Consider the following 19,193-nt stretch of genomic DNA (forward strand, 5'->3'; position numbering starts at 1 on the left):
GTAGAAACCACTAAAAAAATAAATTTACAAGAAAGCAATGGATTTTAATCTGGATACTATCCATAATACTTGTTTTGTTGTTATTGTATATTTCGTTTAAAAATAATATTATAATTTAAAATAATGCCTTAAAAATAAAAACCCCCTAAGCAATGAGCCGCACCCCAAAAGTTAGACACAAAATCTAACGATTGGGGTGTTTTTTTGATGAAATCGACTTATGAAAATAAACTAGAGATATATGAACTAAGAAGGAATGGTATGACCTGGTCTCAGATTAGTGAAACATACGATGTTAGTCCTTCCAATCTCCAGTACCTGATAAAGCTTATGGATAGGTATGGTGTTGAGAGTGTTAGAAAAAGAAAAAATAACTACTATTCCTCTGAACTTAAAAAAGAAATGATTGATAGGGTTTTACTAGAAAATAGATCTATCAAGGGCATTGGACTATGGTCCCCCAAGCTATGGCATGCTTTCTAATTGGATAGCACAATACAAGAAAAATGGGTATACTATTGTTGAGAAAACAAGAGGGAGGGCAAGAAAGATGGGACGTCATCCAAAGAAGAAACTCGAGGAAATGACTGGGTTAGAGTGACTCCAATATGAGGATGAATACCTTAGAGTGAATCGGTTACACTAAACTAGACAGAATCTATAAAGTGTTCTACACTAACGAAAATAGAAACTTACCTTACTTGGTATGTCTATATGATAGGATTAGCCTTGGTAGGAGTCCTGTTGTCCATTGTAAGCTTTATCTTTAGTTGGGGCAGACCAGTCTTGTATTCTGGATTAGGCTCAGTATGGATTGCAATCCTGGTGACATAGTTATTCCTTGGTCCGTCTCTGAGACAAAAAAACAAAGTTAAAGAAGACAGTGAAGAAGACTATTTATTTACTTTAGAAGAAAGAAGGGACTATTAAGATGGAATTTCTCCTTTTTTATTTGGACGTCTATTGACTGTCGTTTTTTCTGCCTTAGTCGCGATTCTTTTAAGAAGAAAAGTACTAATCTACTATTTTTTTGGTTCTAGGAAAAAAGGTAAGGGAATTTTGTTATTAATAATGCTCTGCACCTTATTTTATTTGAGTATCATAGGATCAGTGATTTAGACTACAGCTTTCCATTATCAGTCGTATAACATCTTTGATATATCCGAAGTAGTTTTACGTTTGATAATGTACTTGCCAATGCTATATATTCTTAATTAGTTTGGTATCATCCTGCTTAGCGAAGTTGAAACATAAAACAAAAAGTGATACAATGTATATACAGTTATATGTACAAAGGAGATTATAGATATGGGGCTAATTTTGCAGAAATGGGGCAATAGCAATGCTATTCGTTTACCCAAGAAAGTGATTGACGAGTTACAATGGCAAGTTAATCAAGAAATAAATTTTTCTATAACAGAAAAAGGATTGGTACTAAAGCCAGCAGAGAAACCGTCAATAAAAGGATTGTTTGATGGTTTTGAAGGACGAATTGACGAAAAAGAACTTGATTGGGGTCAACCAGACGGCATAGAGGTTTGGTAATGGCTTTAAAACAAGGAACAATCATTAAAGTTAATTTCAATCCTCAATTAGGTCATAAGCAAGCGGGTTATAGACTTGCTATGGTTATCAGCAACAGTTTTTTTAACAAACTTTCAAATCTTGTGATGGTTGTGCCGATTACGAACACGGATAGAAACTACCCTACACGTGTTGATTTAGGTAGCTATGGAATAAAAACAGCTGGTTATGTCATTTGTGAACAGGCTAGAACTATTGATTTAACAGCGAGAGATTATCGTGTGGTGGAAGAAGTTCCCGAAGAGTTAATTAACAAGGTTCTTCAAAATGTATCGGCGCTAATTTCTAAAGATGATTAGTTTAGATAGGATCAATTGGATGTTAAAAAATATACAACAATTTGAAAAAAAATATAGCAATCACATCATAGCAATTACTATAATCATTTGGATTATTTTAATCTTTACCCCTGCCAAATATCTAGGAGAAAATTACTACATCAGAAATAAAATCCTACTTGACATTTTCCCAATTATTGGTGTAATTATTACAAGTTTATCTATACTTGGGAAAAATCTAAAACTTTTATTACTCGGTATAAGTTTAATTTTCTCTTTCTATATCACAATGCTAATTGGATATATTATTATTGGTGGTTAAACAATAAACAAAATCGAGGATATTTGGAATAGTAAACAACCACATCGACCCCCTAAGGAATAACATTTCTCTAGGGGGTTTTTATCGGTATCAGAGCGATTTATGCTGAGTTAAAATTGAATCGGTTACACTAAACTAGACAGAATCTATAAAGTGTTCTACATTAAAGAAAATAGGAGAATCTATATCTAGAAAAATCCACTGTCACTTTACCGACGAGTTCAAACAACAAATCGTTGACCTTCACAAGGCTGGTATGAAACGAAGTGAGCTTATCAAAGAATATGAGTTACCCCCCTCAGCTATGAAGAGTTAGTTGATGATATTGATGCATATATCTACTTTTACCATAACCAACGATTTCAAGAACGCAATAACGGCCTTGCCCTCTTGAAATGAGGAACAAGGCCGTTGCTTAATCTTTTATTATTTCATAGTCTACTTGACAGGAGGTGTTCAGATTGGTACTCTCTTTTGTTTAGCTATAAGTCATCCACTACAGATGACAAAGAGCCTTTTTGATTAGTCTTGTGAGACAGCCATGGCATTTTGAATGTTGTATTTGCTTTGTAGGAAGAAGCGTGCGCCAAGGGAGCCTGCTCCGATGATAAGTAAAGCAATTGGTGGTAATTTAGGATTGAGTGCAAGTGGTAAAAAGGCTGTCGCTGAGTAAAGGGCGAACCAGATAAACATGGCCAAGGTAAGAGCTGTAATGATTTTAAACCAGCTTGGGCGACTCTTTTTGTCTTTGCCGATGTGACGGTAAACAAAATAATAGGTGGCATACATTGAAGCTCCACCTCCAAAACCAAGTGTCAAGAGAGACAGAATACCTGTGACCTCAGTTTTGGCGCTAAATAGAGCCATGATACCGTTTAGCAGTGCAACCAGTCCGATAATGAGCAAGGAAGTATCTAACCACATTAGCCAAGGGTTAGTATTTTTTTCCTGGGCTGACTTGTTATTTTTGCCTGTTGCTGTTTCGCTAAAAGAGGCCGCCCAATTAGTAGGGGCTCCTAGAAGGTTTCTAGCAGTGATGCCTTTTTTTTGATGTTCCAAAATTGTAGGGAGCACATCTTCGAGGATGGCTTTGATGTCATCGTTGGACTTGCCATCTTGGATAAGTTTGTTAGTGGCGATGTGGATAAATTCTTGATTTTTTTTAGTGAGCTGTTGTAAATCCATAGGGATAAGGTCTCCTGTATAGTAGTTGATAGGTAAGAGAGTTGTGACCAGTTTGTGCCAGGTTAGAACCATTTCTTTCTGATAAAGTAAATCACAACAAAGGAACTAAAGAGCATGGCGATAAGCACGATATACCAAAACGAGTGCTCTAAGCCATTTAGCGGTAGCCAGTTGTCCTGAAAGTTCATCCCGTAGGCTGAAAAGATAACAGTCGGAATGTCCAAGGCCATGGTCATCAACGCCAAGGTTTTCATGATGGTATTCTGGTTGTTGTTGATAATAGAGGCGGTGGTTTCTGTCATGGCGTTCAAGACATTTTCGTAAATGCCAGCCATCTCAATCGCCTGTTGGGTTTCAATCAAGGTATCCTCAAGCAGGTCCTCGTCTTCGATATATTTTTTAAGTGAGCTGGTTGAGCTTGATAATTTTTTGACAATACGCTCGTTAAATTTCAATGATGCTTTTAGGTAGACGATGGATTTTTCAAGTTCCATCATGTCGATAAGCTCTTCGTTTCGTGTAGCAGCTTCTAGCTGTGCTTCCAAGCGTTCGCTTTGGCGGTCGATGGTCCTTAGGGCGGTCAGAAAGAGCTCGGCGTTCCGATACAAAATCTGAAACACAAAGCGTGTTTTCATAAACGTGTAGAAGTTTTTGACCCTGCGATTGTGGAAGTGGTCAAATAGTGCCATGTCATGCAAGGAAGTTGTGATCACTGCATTTTCGGTGACAATAATACCTAGCGGAACGGTGACATAGTAGCTTTTGTTATTGCGCTCCTCGTAGGTGGGAACGTCGACGATGATTAAAGTATAGTCTGCTTCGACAGCAATACGAGACGTTTCTTCAACGTCCAAAGGAGCCCGAAGGTCAGAAATGTCAATGTTAAATTGATCGGCAATGGCTTTTGATTCTTCCTGGGAAGGGTTTACCAATTTAATCCAAGCTCCTGGCTCGAATGTTTCTATTTCTTTGAATTCAATTGCCGATGACAGAAACATCTGTTTCATGACAAGCCCTCCTTTTGGTGATTACTGTGCAAAGAGATCCATAACAGATGGGCAAGAATGGTTTTTCCAACCTTTTCCTGAAATTTTCTCAATACTTATCCATTATACCAAAAATGCCAATGTTTGGGGCAACTGATTATGAGAAACTTTTGATATAATAAAGAAAATGTCGATTAGGAGGGTGCCTTCGGGCACGATAATCATGCAAAATAAATTAATCATACATGGAGCGAGAGCTCACAATTTAAAAAATATTGATGTGGAAATCCCCAGAGATAAGTTAGTTGTGGTAACAGGTTTATCAGGCTCTGGCAAGTCCAGCTTGGCTTTTGATACTATCTATGCTGAGGGGCAAAGACGTTATGTGGAGAGTTTGTCAGCTTACGCGAGGCAGTTTTTGGGCAATATGGAAAAGCCTGATGTGGACTCGATTGATGGGCTCAGTCCAGCCATTTCGATAGACCAAAAAACGACTAGTAAAAACCCAAGATCCACAGTGGGAACAGTTACTGAAATCAATGATTATTTGCGACTGCTTTATGCGCGTGTTGGGACTCCGTACTGTGTGAACGGTCATGGTGCTATTACGGCTTCTTCGGTAGAGCAAATTGTGGAGCAGGTGCTGGCGCTGCCAGAGCGCAGCCGAATGCAAATTTTAGCACCAATTGTTCGCCGTAAAAAAGGGCAACACAAAACCGTTTTTGAAAAAATCCAAAAAGATGGCTATGTGCGTGTCCGTGTGGATGGCGAGATTTTTGACATCGCTGAAGCGCCCGATTTATCTAAGGGGCAGATGCACAATATTGAAGTGGTGATTGACCGATTGGTCAATAAAGATGGCATTCGTAGTCGATTATTTGATTCTGTTGAGGCGGCTTTGCGCCTGGGAGATGGTTATCTGATTATTGATACCATGGATGGCAATGATTTGCTTTTTTCAGAGCACTATTCTTGTCCTATTTGTGGCTTTACTGTTCCAGAATTAGAGCCACGTCTCTTTTCATTTAATGCTCCCTTTGGGTCCTGCTCGACCTGTGATGGATTAGGCATCAAGCTAGAAGTCGACTTGGATTTAGTGGTTCCTGACTCTACAAAAACACTCAGAGATGGCGCTTTGGCTCCGTGGAATCCAATCTCGTCAAACTATTACCCAACCATGTTAGAGCAAGCCATGACAAGCTTTGGTATTGACATGGATACGCCTTTTGAAGCACTAAGCAGCAATGATAAAGAGATTATTCTAAATGGGTCTGGAGATAAGACTTTCCATTTTCATTACGTGAATGATTTTGGGGGCGAGCGCAATCTCGACATGCCTTTTGAAGGGGTGGTCATCAACATTAGCCGTCGCTACCACGAAACCAATAGCGACTACACGCGCAATGCAATGCGTACCTACATGAATGAGTTGCCTTGTGTCACCTGCCGAGGGTACCGTTTGAATGATCAGGCGCTATGTGTTCGTGTTGGTGGGGAAACAGGTCCTCATATTGGACAAATTTCAGAGCTGTCTATAGAAGATCATCTGGCACTGTTGGCAGAGCTTGATTTGTCAGAAAATGGACAAACCATCGCTAAGCCCATTGTCAAAGAAATTCATGACCGCCTGACCTTTCTAAGCAATGTGGGCCTTAATTATTTGACCTTGTCGCGCGCAGCAGGAACCTTGTCAGGTGGTGAGAGCCAGCGGATTCGCTTAGCCACGCAAATCGGATCCAATCTGTCTGGTGTGCTTTATATTTTGGATGAGCCTTCTATTGGTTTGCACCAAAGAGATAATGATCGCTTAATTGAAAGCTTGAAGAAAATGCGCGATTTGGGAAATACCTTGATTGTGGTTGAACATGATGAAGATACCATGATGCAGGCAGACTGGTTGATTGATGTGGGACCTGGAGCTGGCGCTTTTGGCGGCGAAATCATGGCCTCAGGAACACCAAAGCAAGTGGCAAAAGTGAAAAAGTCCATTACAGGTCAATATTTGTCAGGTAAAAAATCCATCCCAGTTCCTTTGGAGCGCAGGGCAGGCAATGGACGCTTTATTGACATTAAGGGAGCTTCTGAGAACAACCTCAAGCAAGTCGATGTTCGCATTCCTCTAGGGAAGTTTATCGCAGTTACTGGGGTTTCAGGCTCTGGGAAATCGACGCTGATTAATAGTATTTTGAAAAAAGCAGTAGCTCAACAGCTGAATCGCAATAGCGAAAAACCAGGGAAGCACCGTTCCATTTCAGGAATTGAGCACATTGAGCGTCTTATAGACATCGACCAAAGTCCTATCGGACGGACGCCGCGATCAAATCCTGCTACCTATACGGGGGTTTTTGACGACATTCGAGATTTGTTTGCTCAGACCAATGAGGCCAAAATTCGTGGCTACAAAAAGGGGCGCTTTTCGTTTAATGTTAAAGGCGGGCGTTGTGAGGCTTGTTCTGGAGATGGCATTATCAAGATTGAGATGCATTTTCTACCAGATGTCTACGTGCCATGTGAAGTATGTCATGGCAAACGCTACAATTCTGAAACGTTGGAAGTGCGTTACAAGGGTAAAAATATCGCTGATATTTTAGACATGACTGTTGATGATGCGGTAAGCTTTTTTGCGGCAATTCCGAAAATAGCTCGGAAAATCCAAACCATCAAAGATGTTGGTCTGGGCTACGTGACCCTCGGGCAGTCAGCAACGACATTATCTGGAGGCGAGGCCCAACGAATGAAATTGGCTAGTGAGCTGCACAAACGCTCAACAGGCAAGAGTCTTTATATTTTAGATGAGCCCACAACAGGGCTTCATACGGATGATATTGCACGATTGTTAAAAGTCTTAGAACGTTTTGTAGATGACGGGAACACCGTCTTAGTTATTGAGCACAACTTAGATGTGATTAAATCTGCAGACCACTTGATTGACCTAGGACCAGAAGGTGGTATCGGAGGTGGTCAAGTGATTGCCACAGGAACACCAGAAGAAGTTGCTGAGGTTGCGGAAAGTTATACAGGTCAGTATTTGCGATTGAAATTAAATCAGTAAAGCGCAAAAGCGAGATGATTTGCTTGGTTTAGGCTGTAATTTAGTCGTTGCTGTGAAATCTTTTAAAGAGCCTTTGGCTCTTTTTTTAATCACTATTCCACTTTGAAATGATTTGGAATCATGGTAAACTTAAAATAGTTTTTGAATAAAAGGAGTTTGCTATGTCACCATTTTTAGAAGAGCGTGTGCGTCGCTGTCAACAACAGCTCAAGGATCAGAAAATAGAGGCGATGTTGATTACTAATTTAACTAATATTTATTACTTAACAGGCTTTTCTGGTACAGCAGCAACTGTTTTTATCAGTCAAAACCGGTGTGTTTTTATCACCGATTCTCGTTATACCTTGATTGCTAAGTCTTCAGTAGTAGGGTTCGATATTGTTGAAAGCCGTACCCCTCTAGCAGTTGTTGCTGACCTGTTAAGCGCTGATCACTTGGATTGTCTAGGTTTTGAAGATCAAGTACCTTTTTCGACTTACCAAGCCATGCAGCTTGCTTTTCCAAAAGTTCGCTTACTAGCTCAGTCGGGTTTTGTTGAACATTTGCGCGTGGTCAAAGATTCTTTTGAAATTGAAACCATTGCAAAGGCTTGTGCCATTTCAGATAAGGCTTTCTTAGACGTTCTTGATTTTATCAAACCAGGAGTAACTAGCGAACGCGAGGTCGCAGATTTTTTGGATTTTCGCATGCGACAGTACGGAGCTAGCGGTGTTTCTTTTGATACCATTGCTGCGTCGGGAGCCCGTTCTGCCATGCCTCATGGGCGTGCAAGTGATAAAATCATCCAAACAGGAGAGACCCTGACCTTGGATTTCGGATGCTACTACAACCATTATGCTAGCGACATGACGAGAACTATTCATATAGGTCAAGTCACAGATGAAGAACGTGAGATCTATGAGATTGTCCTTGCGGCCAATCAAGCTTTGATTGGTAAAGCTCGCGCAGGACTGTCTTATCGTGACTATGACAGTATTCCTCGCCAGCTGATCACGGAAGCGGGTTATGGCGAGCGCTTTACGCATGGTATTGGTCATGGTGTTGGGCTTGATATCCATGAGATTCCATTTTTTGGCAAATCTGACCAATCCTTGCTAGCAGGGATGGTGGTGACAGATGAGCCTGGGATTTATTTAGCTAATAAATACGGCGTACGTATCGAAGATGACTTGGTGATTACAGAAACGGGTTGTCAGGTGTTGACCAAGGCGCCTAAAGATTTAATTGTTTTGTAATTATCTTAGTCACCAAAAAACCAAGGAGAAGAATTGATGGCAAATCGTTTATCGTGGCAGGATTATTTTATGGCAAATGCAGAGCTGATGTCAAAGCGATCGACTTGCGACCGAGCTTTTGTAGGGGCTGTTTTGGTCAAAGAAAATAGAATTATTGCCACAGGTTATAATGGTGGGGTGTCTGCTACAGATAACTGTGACGAAGCTGGTCACTACATGGAGTCAGGTCACTGTATTAGAACTGTCCATGCTGAGATGAATGCGTTAATTCAGTGTGCCAAAGAAGGCATTTCAACCGACGGAACAGAGCTCTATGTGACTCATTTTCCGTGCATCAACTGCACCAAAGCTCTCTTGCAGGCGGGGATTAGCAAAATCACCTATAAAACTGCCTACCGCATGCACCCATTTGCCATTGAATTGATGGACAAAAAAGGTGTTGCCTACGAGCAGCACGATGTGCCCCAAATTTTATTGGGAGAAAAGGCTGAGCCTTAAAGATGACTCAGTCAGGGTTAGCCCAAGAGTCATCAGAAAAACATTTGAGCCCCAAGTACTTTTGTGGTAAAATGGACTGTTTTATCATAAATATTTTAAGATTGTTGATAGAACGGTTTCACGCATCATATTGTTGGTTATTCTCAAAAGGTGCATGAAAGGATTAGAAATATAGTATAAAATTATCGAGCTTGTCAGAGAGCTCGTTTTTTATTTTGCTTGTAACGTGGATATACGTTCAAATTAAGATTTATTAACGGTTAGAAGATATTAGAGTAGCGTCTTGAGAAAGTCTATGTAATGTCCACGGCATAAGACTATTTGCCTGTTCGATTACGACTGTTCTTGTTGAATTTGATACAAATTCCATACTTTTATCATAAAGCCCATTATATCTATTGTGTAAAGGCTTTTTTAATAGTATTATTAAAGTGATAAAAGTTAGGAGATAACTATATGATTAATGAGGTTATTACGTTAAATATACAAGGGAATGGTGTAAGTTTTGAAGAAGGGACAGATATTCGAGTGTTGGCACAATCGTTAACCTCTCTTCAAAAGTTAATAGAAAAAATTTATTTATTTGCAGAAGGCAAGTCAAAAATGGCTGAGTCTGATTATCAAAATTTGAAAATACAATTAATTAACCCTCACTCAGGTTCTTGGGAAACAGATGTTTTAATAGGAATCCAAAATGTAGTCTTTCCTATTACACCATTCATTCTTCAAAATAATGGAGATATTTTACAGACAATAAAAAATATTTATGATTTTATTACGTATAAAATTAGAGCAAAGGAAGAGGGTAAGAAAATAGAAGTAAAAATTGAGAATACGAATGGTTTAGTGAATTATATTTCTAAAAATAGTGGGAGCGTAACCATCGAATGTCCAATTAATATTCCTGAATTAGCAGAGGAAACAGCAAAGTGTTTACAAAATTTAACTAAGCCTATTGATGGACAATCTGTTTCGAAAGTTAAACTTGAAGGAAATAGCAGCTCTTTAGAATTAGATAATAATGATAGCAAAAAATTCAAGTCTCATTCATTTACAAGTGATGAAACCTTTTTTTTAAGGGGTAATATTCGTGAGGCAAAGGCAGATAATTATTCTGGTGTTATTAGAGTTATAGAAACAGATGACGATGATTTAGTTCCTGGAGAAGATTATCACTTTGTTTCAAAAAATGTTTTTGATGAAGAGCAATTTAGTGAGTCGTTTCTTAAGGATACTGATTTTGAGGGGAAGAAGCGAATATTAATAGGACCAGAAAATAATTTTGATGGACAGGTTAAATTAATAGTAATTGAGAAGATGTTATAAGTCACACATCGTGTGGCTTTTTATTATGCTAAAAAATATTAAGGAAGGGGGCTATTTTGAACGATGGTAAAAAAGATAGAGGAAATAGCATCGTTGATGTTTACAGCTAATTTGACTCACCCTAAAATAGCATCTTTACTTAACATAAACGAAGTAAAGTTAAATCGACGGAAAGAGTAGTTAATGTGTTTAGAGAATTAGAGTAAAAGGGTGCAGAAAAGGTACAGAATTTACGTGAAATTGCGATTTTTAACGATTAAAAGCAAGATTTATTGCCAGTTGAAAGGTTGATTTAGAGGGTTTTCGATAGAGTACGTGACAAAATGTTTTATTCATTGTATAATGAGATGATAAATATTTTAGTAAGAGGTAATAATAATGATTGAAGCAAGCAAGCTTAAAGCAGGCATGACATTTGTCAACGAAGGAAAATTAATACGCGTCCTTGAGGCAAGTCACCACAAACCAGGTAAGGGAAACACTATCATGCGTATGAAGTTGCGCGACGTGCGTACAGGCTCTACCTTTGATACCACTTACCGTCCAGATGAAAAATTTGAGCAAGCAATCATTGAAACCATTCCAGCACAATATTTGTACAAAATGGATGATACAGCTTACTTCATGAACACAGATACTTATGACCAGTATGAGATTCCGGTAGCTAATGTTGAACAAGAGCTACTATACGTTCTTGAAAATTCTGACGTTAAAATCCAATTTTACGGTACTGAAGTGATTGGTGTTACGGTTCCAACTACGGTTGAATTGACAGTGACAGAAACACAACCTTCTATTAAAGGAGCAACTGTGACAGGTTCTGGTAAACCAGCTACTCTTGAGACAGGTCTTGTGGTTAACGTTCCAGACTTTATCGAAGTGGGTCAAAAATTGGTTATCAACACGTCTGAGGGGACATACGTTTCTCGTGCTTAATCCCTTTCAACAAATCGACCAAAGAAAAGAAAGGAAATGCTATGACAACTGAACATATCGGTGATATTGTTATTTCACCACGAGTCCTTGAAGTAATCACAGGAATTGCTGCAATACAAGTTGAGGGCGTTCATTCCCTTCACAATAAAAAAATGGCGGATAGTTTTAATAAAGCCAGTCTAGGAAAAGGGGTTTACCTAAAAACAGACGACGATGGTACGGTTACGGTAGATATCCATGTTTATTTGCAATATGGTGTTAATGTGCCTGCAGTGTCTATGGCTATCCAAAAAGCTGTGAAGTCTGCTGTCTACGACATGGCAGAGGTAACTATTGCTGCGGTTAACATTCGTGTTGAAGGGATTGTTCCTGAAAAAACTCCAAAACCAGAGATGAAGTCTTTGTTTGATGAGGATTTTCTAGATGACTAAACGTTTCCAAAACTCAAGGAGAGACTTACGCGAGCGTGCTTTTCAGGCTCTATTTACGATGGAAATGGGCGGTGATTTTCTACTCGCATCACAGTTTGCCTACGACCATGACAAAGCAATCGCTGAGGATGACCAGCCGTCTGAACTGCCTGTTTTCTTGTTGAATCTTGTTAACGGGGTCACCAATCATAAGGCAGAACTCGATGACTTGATTATCAAGCATTTAAAAACAGGGTGGTCAATTGAACGTTTGACGGTCGCAGACCTTACCATGTTGCGTCTGGGCTTATTTGAGATCACCTTGTTCGAAGAGACGCCTGACCGTGTCGCTTTGAACGAAATCATCGAAATCGCCAAGAAATATTCAGATGAGACCTCTGCTAAGTTTATCAATGGATTGCTTAGCCAGTTTGTGTCAACAGAAGACGATGACGCAGCGACAGACTAAAAAGCATGTGTCAGCTGTTACTTACGCTTATCTATTGCGAAGACAAAATTCCGTTTGAGGACTTTGTCTTTTTGTTTTCTAAAGATCTTTTGGAAAGGACCTTTGTAAAAGGTATTAGCCACAGTTGCCTTAAAATGATATAATGGGCTGGAAGATCGTATCACAAGGGAGAGAGATTAATTATGGCAGAGCCGTTATTTCTAGAGTCGTGTATGCATGATAAATTGTGGGGTGGTACCAAATTACGAGATGTTTTTGGGTATGACTTGCCGACAGAAACTACTGGTGAATATTGGGCAATTTCGGCGCACCCTAATGGGGTGTCGACAGTTGTTAATGGACGTTTTCAAGGTAGTCAGTTAAACCAGTTGTACACAAACCATCCAGAATTATTTGGCAATCCTAAGGAAAAAGTATTTCCACTGTTGACGAAAATTTTAGATGCTAACGATTGGTTAAGCGTTCAGGTTCATCCAGATGATGCCTATGCCATGACGCATGAGGGGGAGTTGGGCAAAACAGAATGCTGGTACATTATTTCAGCTGAAGAAGGCTCAGAGATTGTGTACGGGCATAAGGCAAGCTCAAAAGAAGAGCTCCGTAAGATGATTGAAACGGGCGATTGGGATAATCTTTTGACCCGTGTTCCAGTGAAGGCAGGAGATTTTTTCTATGTTCCAAGCGGAACCATGCATGCCATTGGTAAGGGGATTTTGATTTTAGAGACGCAACAGTCATCAGACACGACCTATCGTGTTTATGATTTTGACCGCAAAGACCCACAGGGTCGTCCAAGAGAACTCCATATCGAACAATCCATAGATGTGCTGACTATTGGTAGACCTCAAAACAGTGTGCCTGCGACCATGGTTTTGGACAATCTAGCAACAACCACGTTAGTCTCTAATCCTTTTTTCACCGTTTATAAATGGACGGTTACGCAATCAGTTGGCATGAGACAGTCAGCAGATTATTTACTGGTCAGTGTCCTAGATGGCCAAGGACGCCTGATGGTCAATCAAGACGTCTATGATATTGAAAAAGGCATGCATTTCATTTTGCCAAATGATGTCAAAAGCTGGTCTTTTGATGGGAATTTGGAGATGATTGTTAGTCATCCAAACAAGTTATTATAAAATGATTATCTTATCATGAGAAAACAAGCGCCTGCTAAAAACAGGATTGCGCTAAGTTTCTATGTAGATGATGATATCGTTTCTTGAACTGACTAGCTATTTATGTTAGAATAAAATGATTAGACGATCGAAAGGAAAGAGAATGACCAATATTCTACGCAAAGTCATCGAGAATGACAAAGGCGAAATAAGAAAATTAGAAAAACTTGCAAAAAAAGTAGAGTTTTATGCTGACCAAATGTCTGCCATGTCAGACAGTGAATTACAGGCGAAAACCCCTGAATTTAAGCAACGCTATCAAAATGGCGAAACGCTAGACGAGTTGTTACCAGAAGCGTTTGCGGTTGTCCGTGAGGCTGCTAAGCGCGTGCTTGGCTTGTACCCTTATCGTGTTCAGATTATGGGTGGGATTGTTCTTCATAATGGAGATGTTCCTGAAATGCGTACCGGTGAGGGGAAAACCTTAACTGCGACCATGCCTGTTTACCTAAACGCTCTTGCAGGTGAGGGTGTGCACGTTATCACCGTCAACGAATACCTTTCTACGCGTGATGCGACAGAAATGGGTGAGGTTTATAGCTGGTTGGGTCTGTCTGTTGGGATTAACCTAGCAGCCAAATCTCCTGCAGAAAAACGCGAAGCTTACTTGTGTGACATTACCTACTCAACGAACTCAGAGGTTGGTTTTGACTACCTTCGTGACAACATGGTTGTCCATCAAGAAGACATGGTTCAAAGACCACTTAACTTTGCTTTGGTTGATGAGGTTGACTCTGTTTTAATCGATGAAGCAAGAACGCCTTTGATTGTTTCTGGGGCTGTGAGCTCTGAGACCAATCAATTGTATGTGCGTGCAGATATGTTTGTAAAAACTTTGCAGCCTGCTGATTACATCATTGATGTGCCGACAAAAACAATTGGTCTGAGTGATTCAGGTATTGATAAGGCAGAAGGTTATTTCAATTTAAGCAACCTTTATGATATTGAAAACGTGGCTTTGACTCACTTTATCGATAACGCACTTCGTGCCAACTACATCATGCTTTTAGACATTGATTACGTTGTCAGCGAAGACGGTGAGATTCTGATTGTTGACCAATTTACAGGTCGTACAATGGAAGGTCGTCGCTTCTCAGATGGCTTGCACCAAGCGATCGAGGCTAAAGAGGGTGTCCGCATCCAAGAAGAGTCTAAAACAAGTGCGTCAATCACCTACCAAAACATGTTCCGTATGTATAAAAAATTGGCAGGGATGACAGGGACGGCAAAAACAGAGGAAGAAGAGTTCCGCGAAGTTTACAACATGCGCATTATTCCAATTCCAACCAACCGTCCAATTGCTCGTATTGACCACACAGACCTTCTTTACCCAACACTAGAATCAAAATTTAAAGCAGTGGTTGCAGATGTCAAAGAACGTCATGAAAAAGGTCAGCCTATCTTAGTTGGTACAGTTGCGGTTGAAACCAGTGACTTGATTTCTAAAAAGCTTGTCGAAGCTGGTGTGCCTCATGAGGTTCTTAATGCTAAGAATCACTTTAAAGAAGCACAGATTATCATGAATGCCGGTCAACGTGGGGCTGTTACAATTGCGACCAACATGGCTGGACGTGGGACAGATATCAAGCTAGGCGAAGGCGTTCGTGAGCTGGGAGGCCTTTGCGTAATCGGGACAGAACGTCACGAGAGTCGTCGTATTGACAATCAGTTACGTGGGCGTTCAGGTCGTCAAGGTGACCCAGGTGAATCACAATTCTACCTTTCTTTTGAAGATGAACTCATGAGACGTTTTGGGACAGATCGTGTTAAGAAATTCCTAGAACACATGAAGTCAGATGATGAAGATTTGGTGATCAAATCTGGTATGTTTGCTCGTCAGGTAGAATCTGCTCAAAAACGTGTCGAAGGAAACAACTACGACACGCGTAAGCAAGTGTTGCAGTATGATGATGTGATGCGTGAGCAACGCGAAATTATCTATGCAAACCGTCGTGATGTGATTACTGCTGACCGTGACCTTGGTCCTGAAATCAAAGCGATGATTAAACGCACAATCGACCGTACGGTAGATGCGCATGCGCGTGCAAATCGTAATGAGGCTATCGAAGCCATTGTTGCATTTGCAAGGACTTGCCTGGTACCTGAAGAGTCTATTAGCGCCAAAGAATTACGTGGCTTAAAAGATAGCCAAATCAAAGAGTTGCTCTATAAACGAGCACTTGAGATTTATAACAAGCAGTTGTCTAAACTTCGTGATCAAGACGCGGTGATAGAATTCCAAAAAGTCCTTATTTTGATGATTGTTGACAATAAATGGACAGAGCATATTGATGCCTTGGATCAATTGCGTAATGCAGTCGGTCTACGTGGATATGCCCAAAACAATCCTGTTGTTGAGTACCAATCAGAAGGCTTTAAGATGTTCCAAGCAATGATTGGGGCAATTGAGTTTGATGTAACACGTACTATGATGAAAGCACAAATTCATGAGCAAGAACGTGAGCGTATGACGCAACATGCCACAACGACAGCACCTCAAAACATTCCATCACAAACAATGACTGATGGCTTAGGAGATTCTCCGGCCTATTCAGGGGTTGGGCGCAACGATGCTTGCCCGTGTGAGTCTGGCAAGAAATTTAAAAATTGTCACGGCCGCAAAGCCTTCTAATCAGGAAATTCTTTTGACAAACATTATCATGAAAAAAGCAAAGAAGCTGGGATTGCTCTCGGCTTCTTTCCTTTCAAAGAAAAATGGAAATAGGATAGTTGACAAAGGTTAAACAATATATGATTATTGGACATGGTATTGATTTACAAGATATTTCAGCAATTGAAAAAGCCTATCAGAGAAATCCGCGCTTTGCTAACAGGGTATTGACCGAGCAAGAATTTGCTATTTTTGAACAGTTTCCCTTAAAGCGCAAGATGAGTTATCTGGCTGGGCGTTGGTCAGCAAAAGAAGCCTTCTCAAAGGCCATGGGAACAGGAATTGGCAAGTTGGGTTTTCAAGACATTGAGATTTTAAACGACACCAAAGGTCGTCCCATACTGACCAAATCCCCTTTTGAAGGCACAACTTTTATTAGCATTTCACATAGCGGACAATATGTTCAAGCGAGTGTGATTTTGGAGGAACGTCAATGATTTCAAGCCTACATCGACCGACAGTGGCAACTGTTAATTTGCAGGCCATCAAAGATAATATTGAAAACATTCAAGAGCATATCCCTAAACAGACAAAGGTTTATGCAGTGGTTAAGGCCAATGCTTATGGGCATGGTGCTGTAGCGGTGTCAACAGCTATTGCTAGCCAAGTTGATGCCTACTGCGTTTCGAACCTCGATGAAGCGCTAGAACTTCGACAAGCTGGTATCAGAAAGGAAATCCTCATCTTGGCACCTATTTTGGCTAGAGACCTTCCTCTTGCTATCAGTCATGACTTGACCGTGACGGTGGCTAGTTTGGAGTGGGTTAAAATGCTTAGCCTTCCTTCCTCGCAACTGGATCACTTGCGCGTACATGTCAAGGTTGATTCAGGAATGGGGCGTATTGGGGTACGTTCTGTGGATGAGGCTAATCAGCTTATTGGTGCTCTGCAAGCCAGAGGCGCTCAGGTTGATGGGATTTTCACGCATTTTGCAACAGCAGATGAGGCTAACTCTGAGCTTTTTGATCGCCAACTAGCCTTTTTCAAGGATTTGATTAGCAAACTTGACTATCAACCTAGTTTGGTGCATGCTAGCAATTCAGCAACTAGCTTGTGGCATAGCGACACGATTTTTAACGCTGTTCGCCTAGGCATCGCGATGTATGGTCTTAACCCGAGCGGAAAAGTTCTTCAGTTACCTTATGCCTTGGAGAGTGCTTTTGGATTGGAGTCGTGCTTGACCCATGTCAAACAAATTGAAGCAGGTGAGAGCGTTGGTTATGGGGCAACCTATACAGCGACTCAATCGGAGTGCATAGGCACCGTGCCTATTGGCTATGCGGATGGCTGGACTCGTGACATGCAAGGATTTCATTTGTTAGTGGATGGGCATTTTTGTGAAATTATTGGACGAGTGTCCATGGATCAGATTACCATCCGTTTGCCCAAGCCCTATCCAATCGGCACAAAAGTGACCTTAATTGGCCGTCAGCAGGGGCATGACATCACAGCTACAGACATTGCCCAGTATCGAGGCACCATTAATTACGAGGTTCTGTGCCTACTCAGCGACCGTATTCCTAGAAACTATTAGATTTATTATATAAAAAGATTGCAATTTATTTCTAGATAATGTTATAATATGCCCTAGAATACTAGAAAGAATTAATGAACAAATCAATGAGAAGAGAAAAACTATTAAGGCTTGCTATGCTAATGACGCTTTTGGCCCCTCAACTTGGAGGAGTTGGTGTATTGGCGCAAGATGTTGATACATCTGGTGTTCAGGCGGTTACTACTCCAAACACAACCGCAGGTGAGCAGACGGTTACCGTCTCTGGTGACTCAGCTCAAACGGATCAGCCCTCGGGGACTGAGACGCCCTCGGTTGACCAACCTAAACAGCCCGAAGTCAAGCATGAGCAACCTCCACAAAGACCTGAGGTGCAACCAAGTCCTGCGCCTTCGCTACCTACCCCACCGGCTATTGAGCCACCTGTTGTCGTACCAGTTCCACCATCAGTGACTGTTCCTTCAACGGGACTTTCAGGGTTGCCTTCTGGCTTTACAGACTTTGCCTCTGTAAAAACAGAAGCAGCTTATGTGGCGCATTGGAGCGGTGATAAGGCCTACACTCATAATCTGTTATCTCGTCGATATGGCATCACAGCCGAGCAGATTGATGGCTTTTTAAAGTCTTTGAACATGTCTTATAATGTTGAGCGTGTGAATGGGACGAAGTTTTTGGAGTGGGAGAAAAAAAGTGGCCTAGACGTTAGGGCTATTGTTGCATTTGCTGTGACAGAGACCAAACTTGGTACACAAGGAACATCAAACACCCTTGGGGGCAACATGTTCGGTTACCAAGTCTTTGACGTCGACTCACACAAACCAAACAAGTACAATGACGAGTTAGCGATTATTCAGCTGACACAAGAAGCAATCGTGAGAAACCATAATTTAACCTTGGAACTGCAAGATCAAAAAGCAGACAAGGTTTCTTCGCAGACCCTAAATTTTGCAAAAGACGGTGGAGCTTATTTCGCTAAAAAAGGTCAAGAGCGTGCAGATATCATGACAAAACTGGATGCTTGGATTGATCAGCATGGTGGCACTCCCGCTATTCCTGAGGCGTTAAGGATTCAAGCGTCTTCACGTTTTGCCAACGTTCCGCTAGGTTTTAAAACATCTGGTGGTTATGACATTTTAAACTACGTAGCAGGCAGCTACCCTTGGGGGCAGTGCACATGGTATGTTTACAATCGCGCTAAGGAATTAGGCTATCAATTTGATGCCTTTATGGGTAATGGGGGCGATTGGAAACATAAAGCAGGATATGAAACGACCCAAACCCCTAAAATAGGTTATGCGGTTTCGTTTGCACCAGGACAAGCCGGTGCGGATGGCACTTATGGGCACGTTTCTATTGTCGAAGATGTTAGAGAAGATGGTTCAATCTTGATTTCTGAATCTAACTGTATCGGACTTGGACATGTGTCTTACCGAACATTTACAGCACAAGAAGCTAAGCAATTGACTTATGTTGTAGGTCAAAAATAATTTTGAATAGGTTCATAGAAACGCAGATCTTGCTCTTTGAGAGCAAGGTCTTTTTTTTTTTGAATA

At 40.8% G+C, this 19,193-nt stretch carries 17 protein-coding genes and 3 pseudogenes; 18 read left to right on the plus strand and 2 right to left on the minus strand.

The window, feature by feature from the left end:
* Window positions 1-207: 207 nt before the first annotated feature.
* The 6 genes and pseudogenes from AKK44_RS09165 to AKK44_RS09385 all read left to right on the plus strand — a co-directional run.
* Window positions 208-598 (plus strand): annotated as a pseudogene (locus AKK44_RS09165) (IS3 family transposase); the annotation flags it as partial.
* Window positions 599-1,308: 710 nt separating this feature from the next.
* On the plus strand, window positions 1,309-1,545 hold the full coding sequence (locus tag AKK44_RS05250; RefSeq protein ID WP_054278817.1) for an AbrB/MazE/SpoVT family DNA-binding domain-containing protein: 237 nt from the start codon (window positions 1,309-1,311) through the stop codon (window positions 1,543-1,545).
* Window positions 1,545-1,883 (plus strand): type II toxin-antitoxin system PemK/MazF family toxin, encoded by a 339-nt coding sequence (locus AKK44_RS05255; RefSeq protein WP_054278818.1) that lies wholly within the window; start codon window positions 1,545-1,547, stop codon window positions 1,881-1,883. Before AKK44_RS05250 ends, AKK44_RS05255 begins: the two co-directional genes overlap by 1 nt.
* A 19-nt stretch (window positions 1,884-1,902) precedes the next feature.
* The gene (locus tag AKK44_RS05260) at window positions 1,903-2,184 is read left to right on the plus strand and encodes a hypothetical protein (RefSeq protein WP_054278819.1); all 282 of its coding nucleotides are present in this window, start codon (window positions 1,903-1,905) and stop codon (window positions 2,182-2,184) included.
* A gap of 184 nt (window positions 2,185-2,368) precedes the next feature.
* Window positions 2,369-2,485, plus strand: a pseudogene (locus AKK44_RS08865) (IS3 family transposase); the annotation flags it as partial.
* Window positions 2,485-2,603: pseudogene (locus AKK44_RS09385) on the plus strand (IS3 family transposase); the annotation flags it as partial. The pseudogenes AKK44_RS08865 and AKK44_RS09385, both read left to right, overlap by 1 nt.
* Before the next feature lie 103 nt (window positions 2,604-2,706).
* Here the strand turns inward: AKK44_RS09385 and AKK44_RS05265 are convergent.
* On the minus strand, window positions 2,707-3,369 hold the full coding sequence (locus AKK44_RS05265; protein WP_054278844.1) for a DUF1129 domain-containing protein: 663 nt from the start codon (window positions 3,367-3,369) through the stop codon (window positions 2,707-2,709).
* 62 nt (window positions 3,370-3,431) lie between these two features.
* Window positions 3,432-4,376, minus strand: a complete 945-nt coding sequence (locus tag AKK44_RS05270) for a magnesium transporter CorA family protein (RefSeq protein WP_037594884.1) — start codon at window positions 4,374-4,376, stop codon at window positions 3,432-3,434.
* 202 nt (window positions 4,377-4,578) lie between these two features.
* On the opposite strand from AKK44_RS05270, the gene uvrA reads away from it, so the two are divergent.
* The 12 genes from uvrA to AKK44_RS05330 all read left to right on the plus strand — a co-directional run bounded on the left by uvrA (window position 4,579) and on the right by AKK44_RS05330 (window position 19,127).
* Complete coding sequence (gene uvrA / locus AKK44_RS05275; RefSeq protein ID WP_054278820.1) at window positions 4,579-7,407, plus strand: excinuclease ABC subunit UvrA; 2,829 nt, start codon at window positions 4,579-4,581, stop codon at window positions 7,405-7,407.
* Between the two features lie 161 nt (window positions 7,408-7,568).
* A complete protein-coding gene (locus AKK44_RS05280; RefSeq protein WP_054278821.1) occupies window positions 7,569-8,642 on the plus strand; it encodes a M24 family metallopeptidase in 1,074 nt (357 codons plus the stop codon).
* A 36-nt stretch (window positions 8,643-8,678) separates the two neighbouring features.
* Window positions 8,679-9,140, plus strand: a complete 462-nt coding sequence (locus AKK44_RS05285) for a deoxycytidylate deaminase (protein WP_037594890.1) — start codon at window positions 8,679-8,681, stop codon at window positions 9,138-9,140.
* 456 nt (window positions 9,141-9,596) lie between these two features.
* The gene (locus AKK44_RS05290) at window positions 9,597-10,466 is read left to right on the plus strand and encodes a hypothetical protein (RefSeq protein ID WP_054278822.1); all 870 of its coding nucleotides are present in this window, start codon (window positions 9,597-9,599) and stop codon (window positions 10,464-10,466) included.
* Between the two features lie 378 nt (window positions 10,467-10,844).
* Complete coding sequence (efp, locus tag AKK44_RS05295) at window positions 10,845-11,402, plus strand: elongation factor P (RefSeq protein WP_037594892.1); 558 nt, start codon at window positions 10,845-10,847, stop codon at window positions 11,400-11,402.
* Window positions 11,403-11,443: 41 nt separating this feature from the next.
* Window positions 11,444-11,833 carry an Asp23/Gls24 family envelope stress response protein gene (locus AKK44_RS05300; RefSeq protein ID WP_054278823.1) on the plus strand — a complete coding sequence of 130 codons (390 nt, stop codon included), beginning with the start codon at window positions 11,444-11,446 and terminating at the stop codon, window positions 11,831-11,833.
* On the plus strand, window positions 11,826-12,281 hold the full coding sequence (gene nusB, locus AKK44_RS05305) for a transcription antitermination factor NusB (RefSeq protein ID WP_054278824.1): 456 nt from the start codon (window positions 11,826-11,828) through the stop codon (window positions 12,279-12,281). The genes AKK44_RS05300 and nusB overlap by 8 nt, the downstream gene beginning before the upstream one ends.
* A 182-nt stretch (window positions 12,282-12,463) precedes the next feature.
* Window positions 12,464-13,417 (plus strand): mannose-6-phosphate isomerase, class I, encoded by a 954-nt coding sequence (gene manA / locus AKK44_RS05310; protein ID WP_054278825.1) that lies wholly within the window; start codon window positions 12,464-12,466, stop codon window positions 13,415-13,417.
* A 142-nt stretch (window positions 13,418-13,559) separates the two neighbouring features.
* The gene (gene secA / locus AKK44_RS05315) at window positions 13,560-16,088 is read left to right on the plus strand and encodes a preprotein translocase subunit SecA (RefSeq protein ID WP_054278826.1); all 2,529 of its coding nucleotides are present in this window, start codon (window positions 13,560-13,562) and stop codon (window positions 16,086-16,088) included.
* A 119-nt stretch (window positions 16,089-16,207) separates the two neighbouring features.
* Window positions 16,208-16,564, plus strand: a complete 357-nt coding sequence (acpS, locus tag AKK44_RS05320) for a holo-ACP synthase (protein ID WP_037594901.1) — start codon at window positions 16,208-16,210, stop codon at window positions 16,562-16,564.
* Entirely contained in the window at window positions 16,561-17,661 is a 1,101-nt protein-coding gene (alr, locus tag AKK44_RS05325) for an alanine racemase (RefSeq protein ID WP_054278827.1), read from the plus strand. Before acpS ends, alr begins: the two co-directional genes overlap by 4 nt.
* A gap of 86 nt (window positions 17,662-17,747) precedes the next feature.
* Window positions 17,748-19,127: a CHAP domain-containing protein gene (locus AKK44_RS05330; protein WP_054278845.1), complete on the plus strand. Its 1,380-nt coding sequence runs from the start codon at window positions 17,748-17,750 to the stop codon at window positions 19,125-19,127.
* Window positions 19,128-19,193: the final 66 nt, after the last annotated feature.

It is taken from the genome of Streptococcus phocae (genome assembly GCF_001302265.1).
Taxonomy (GTDB): domain Bacteria; phylum Bacillota; class Bacilli; order Lactobacillales; family Streptococcaceae; genus Streptococcus; species Streptococcus phocae.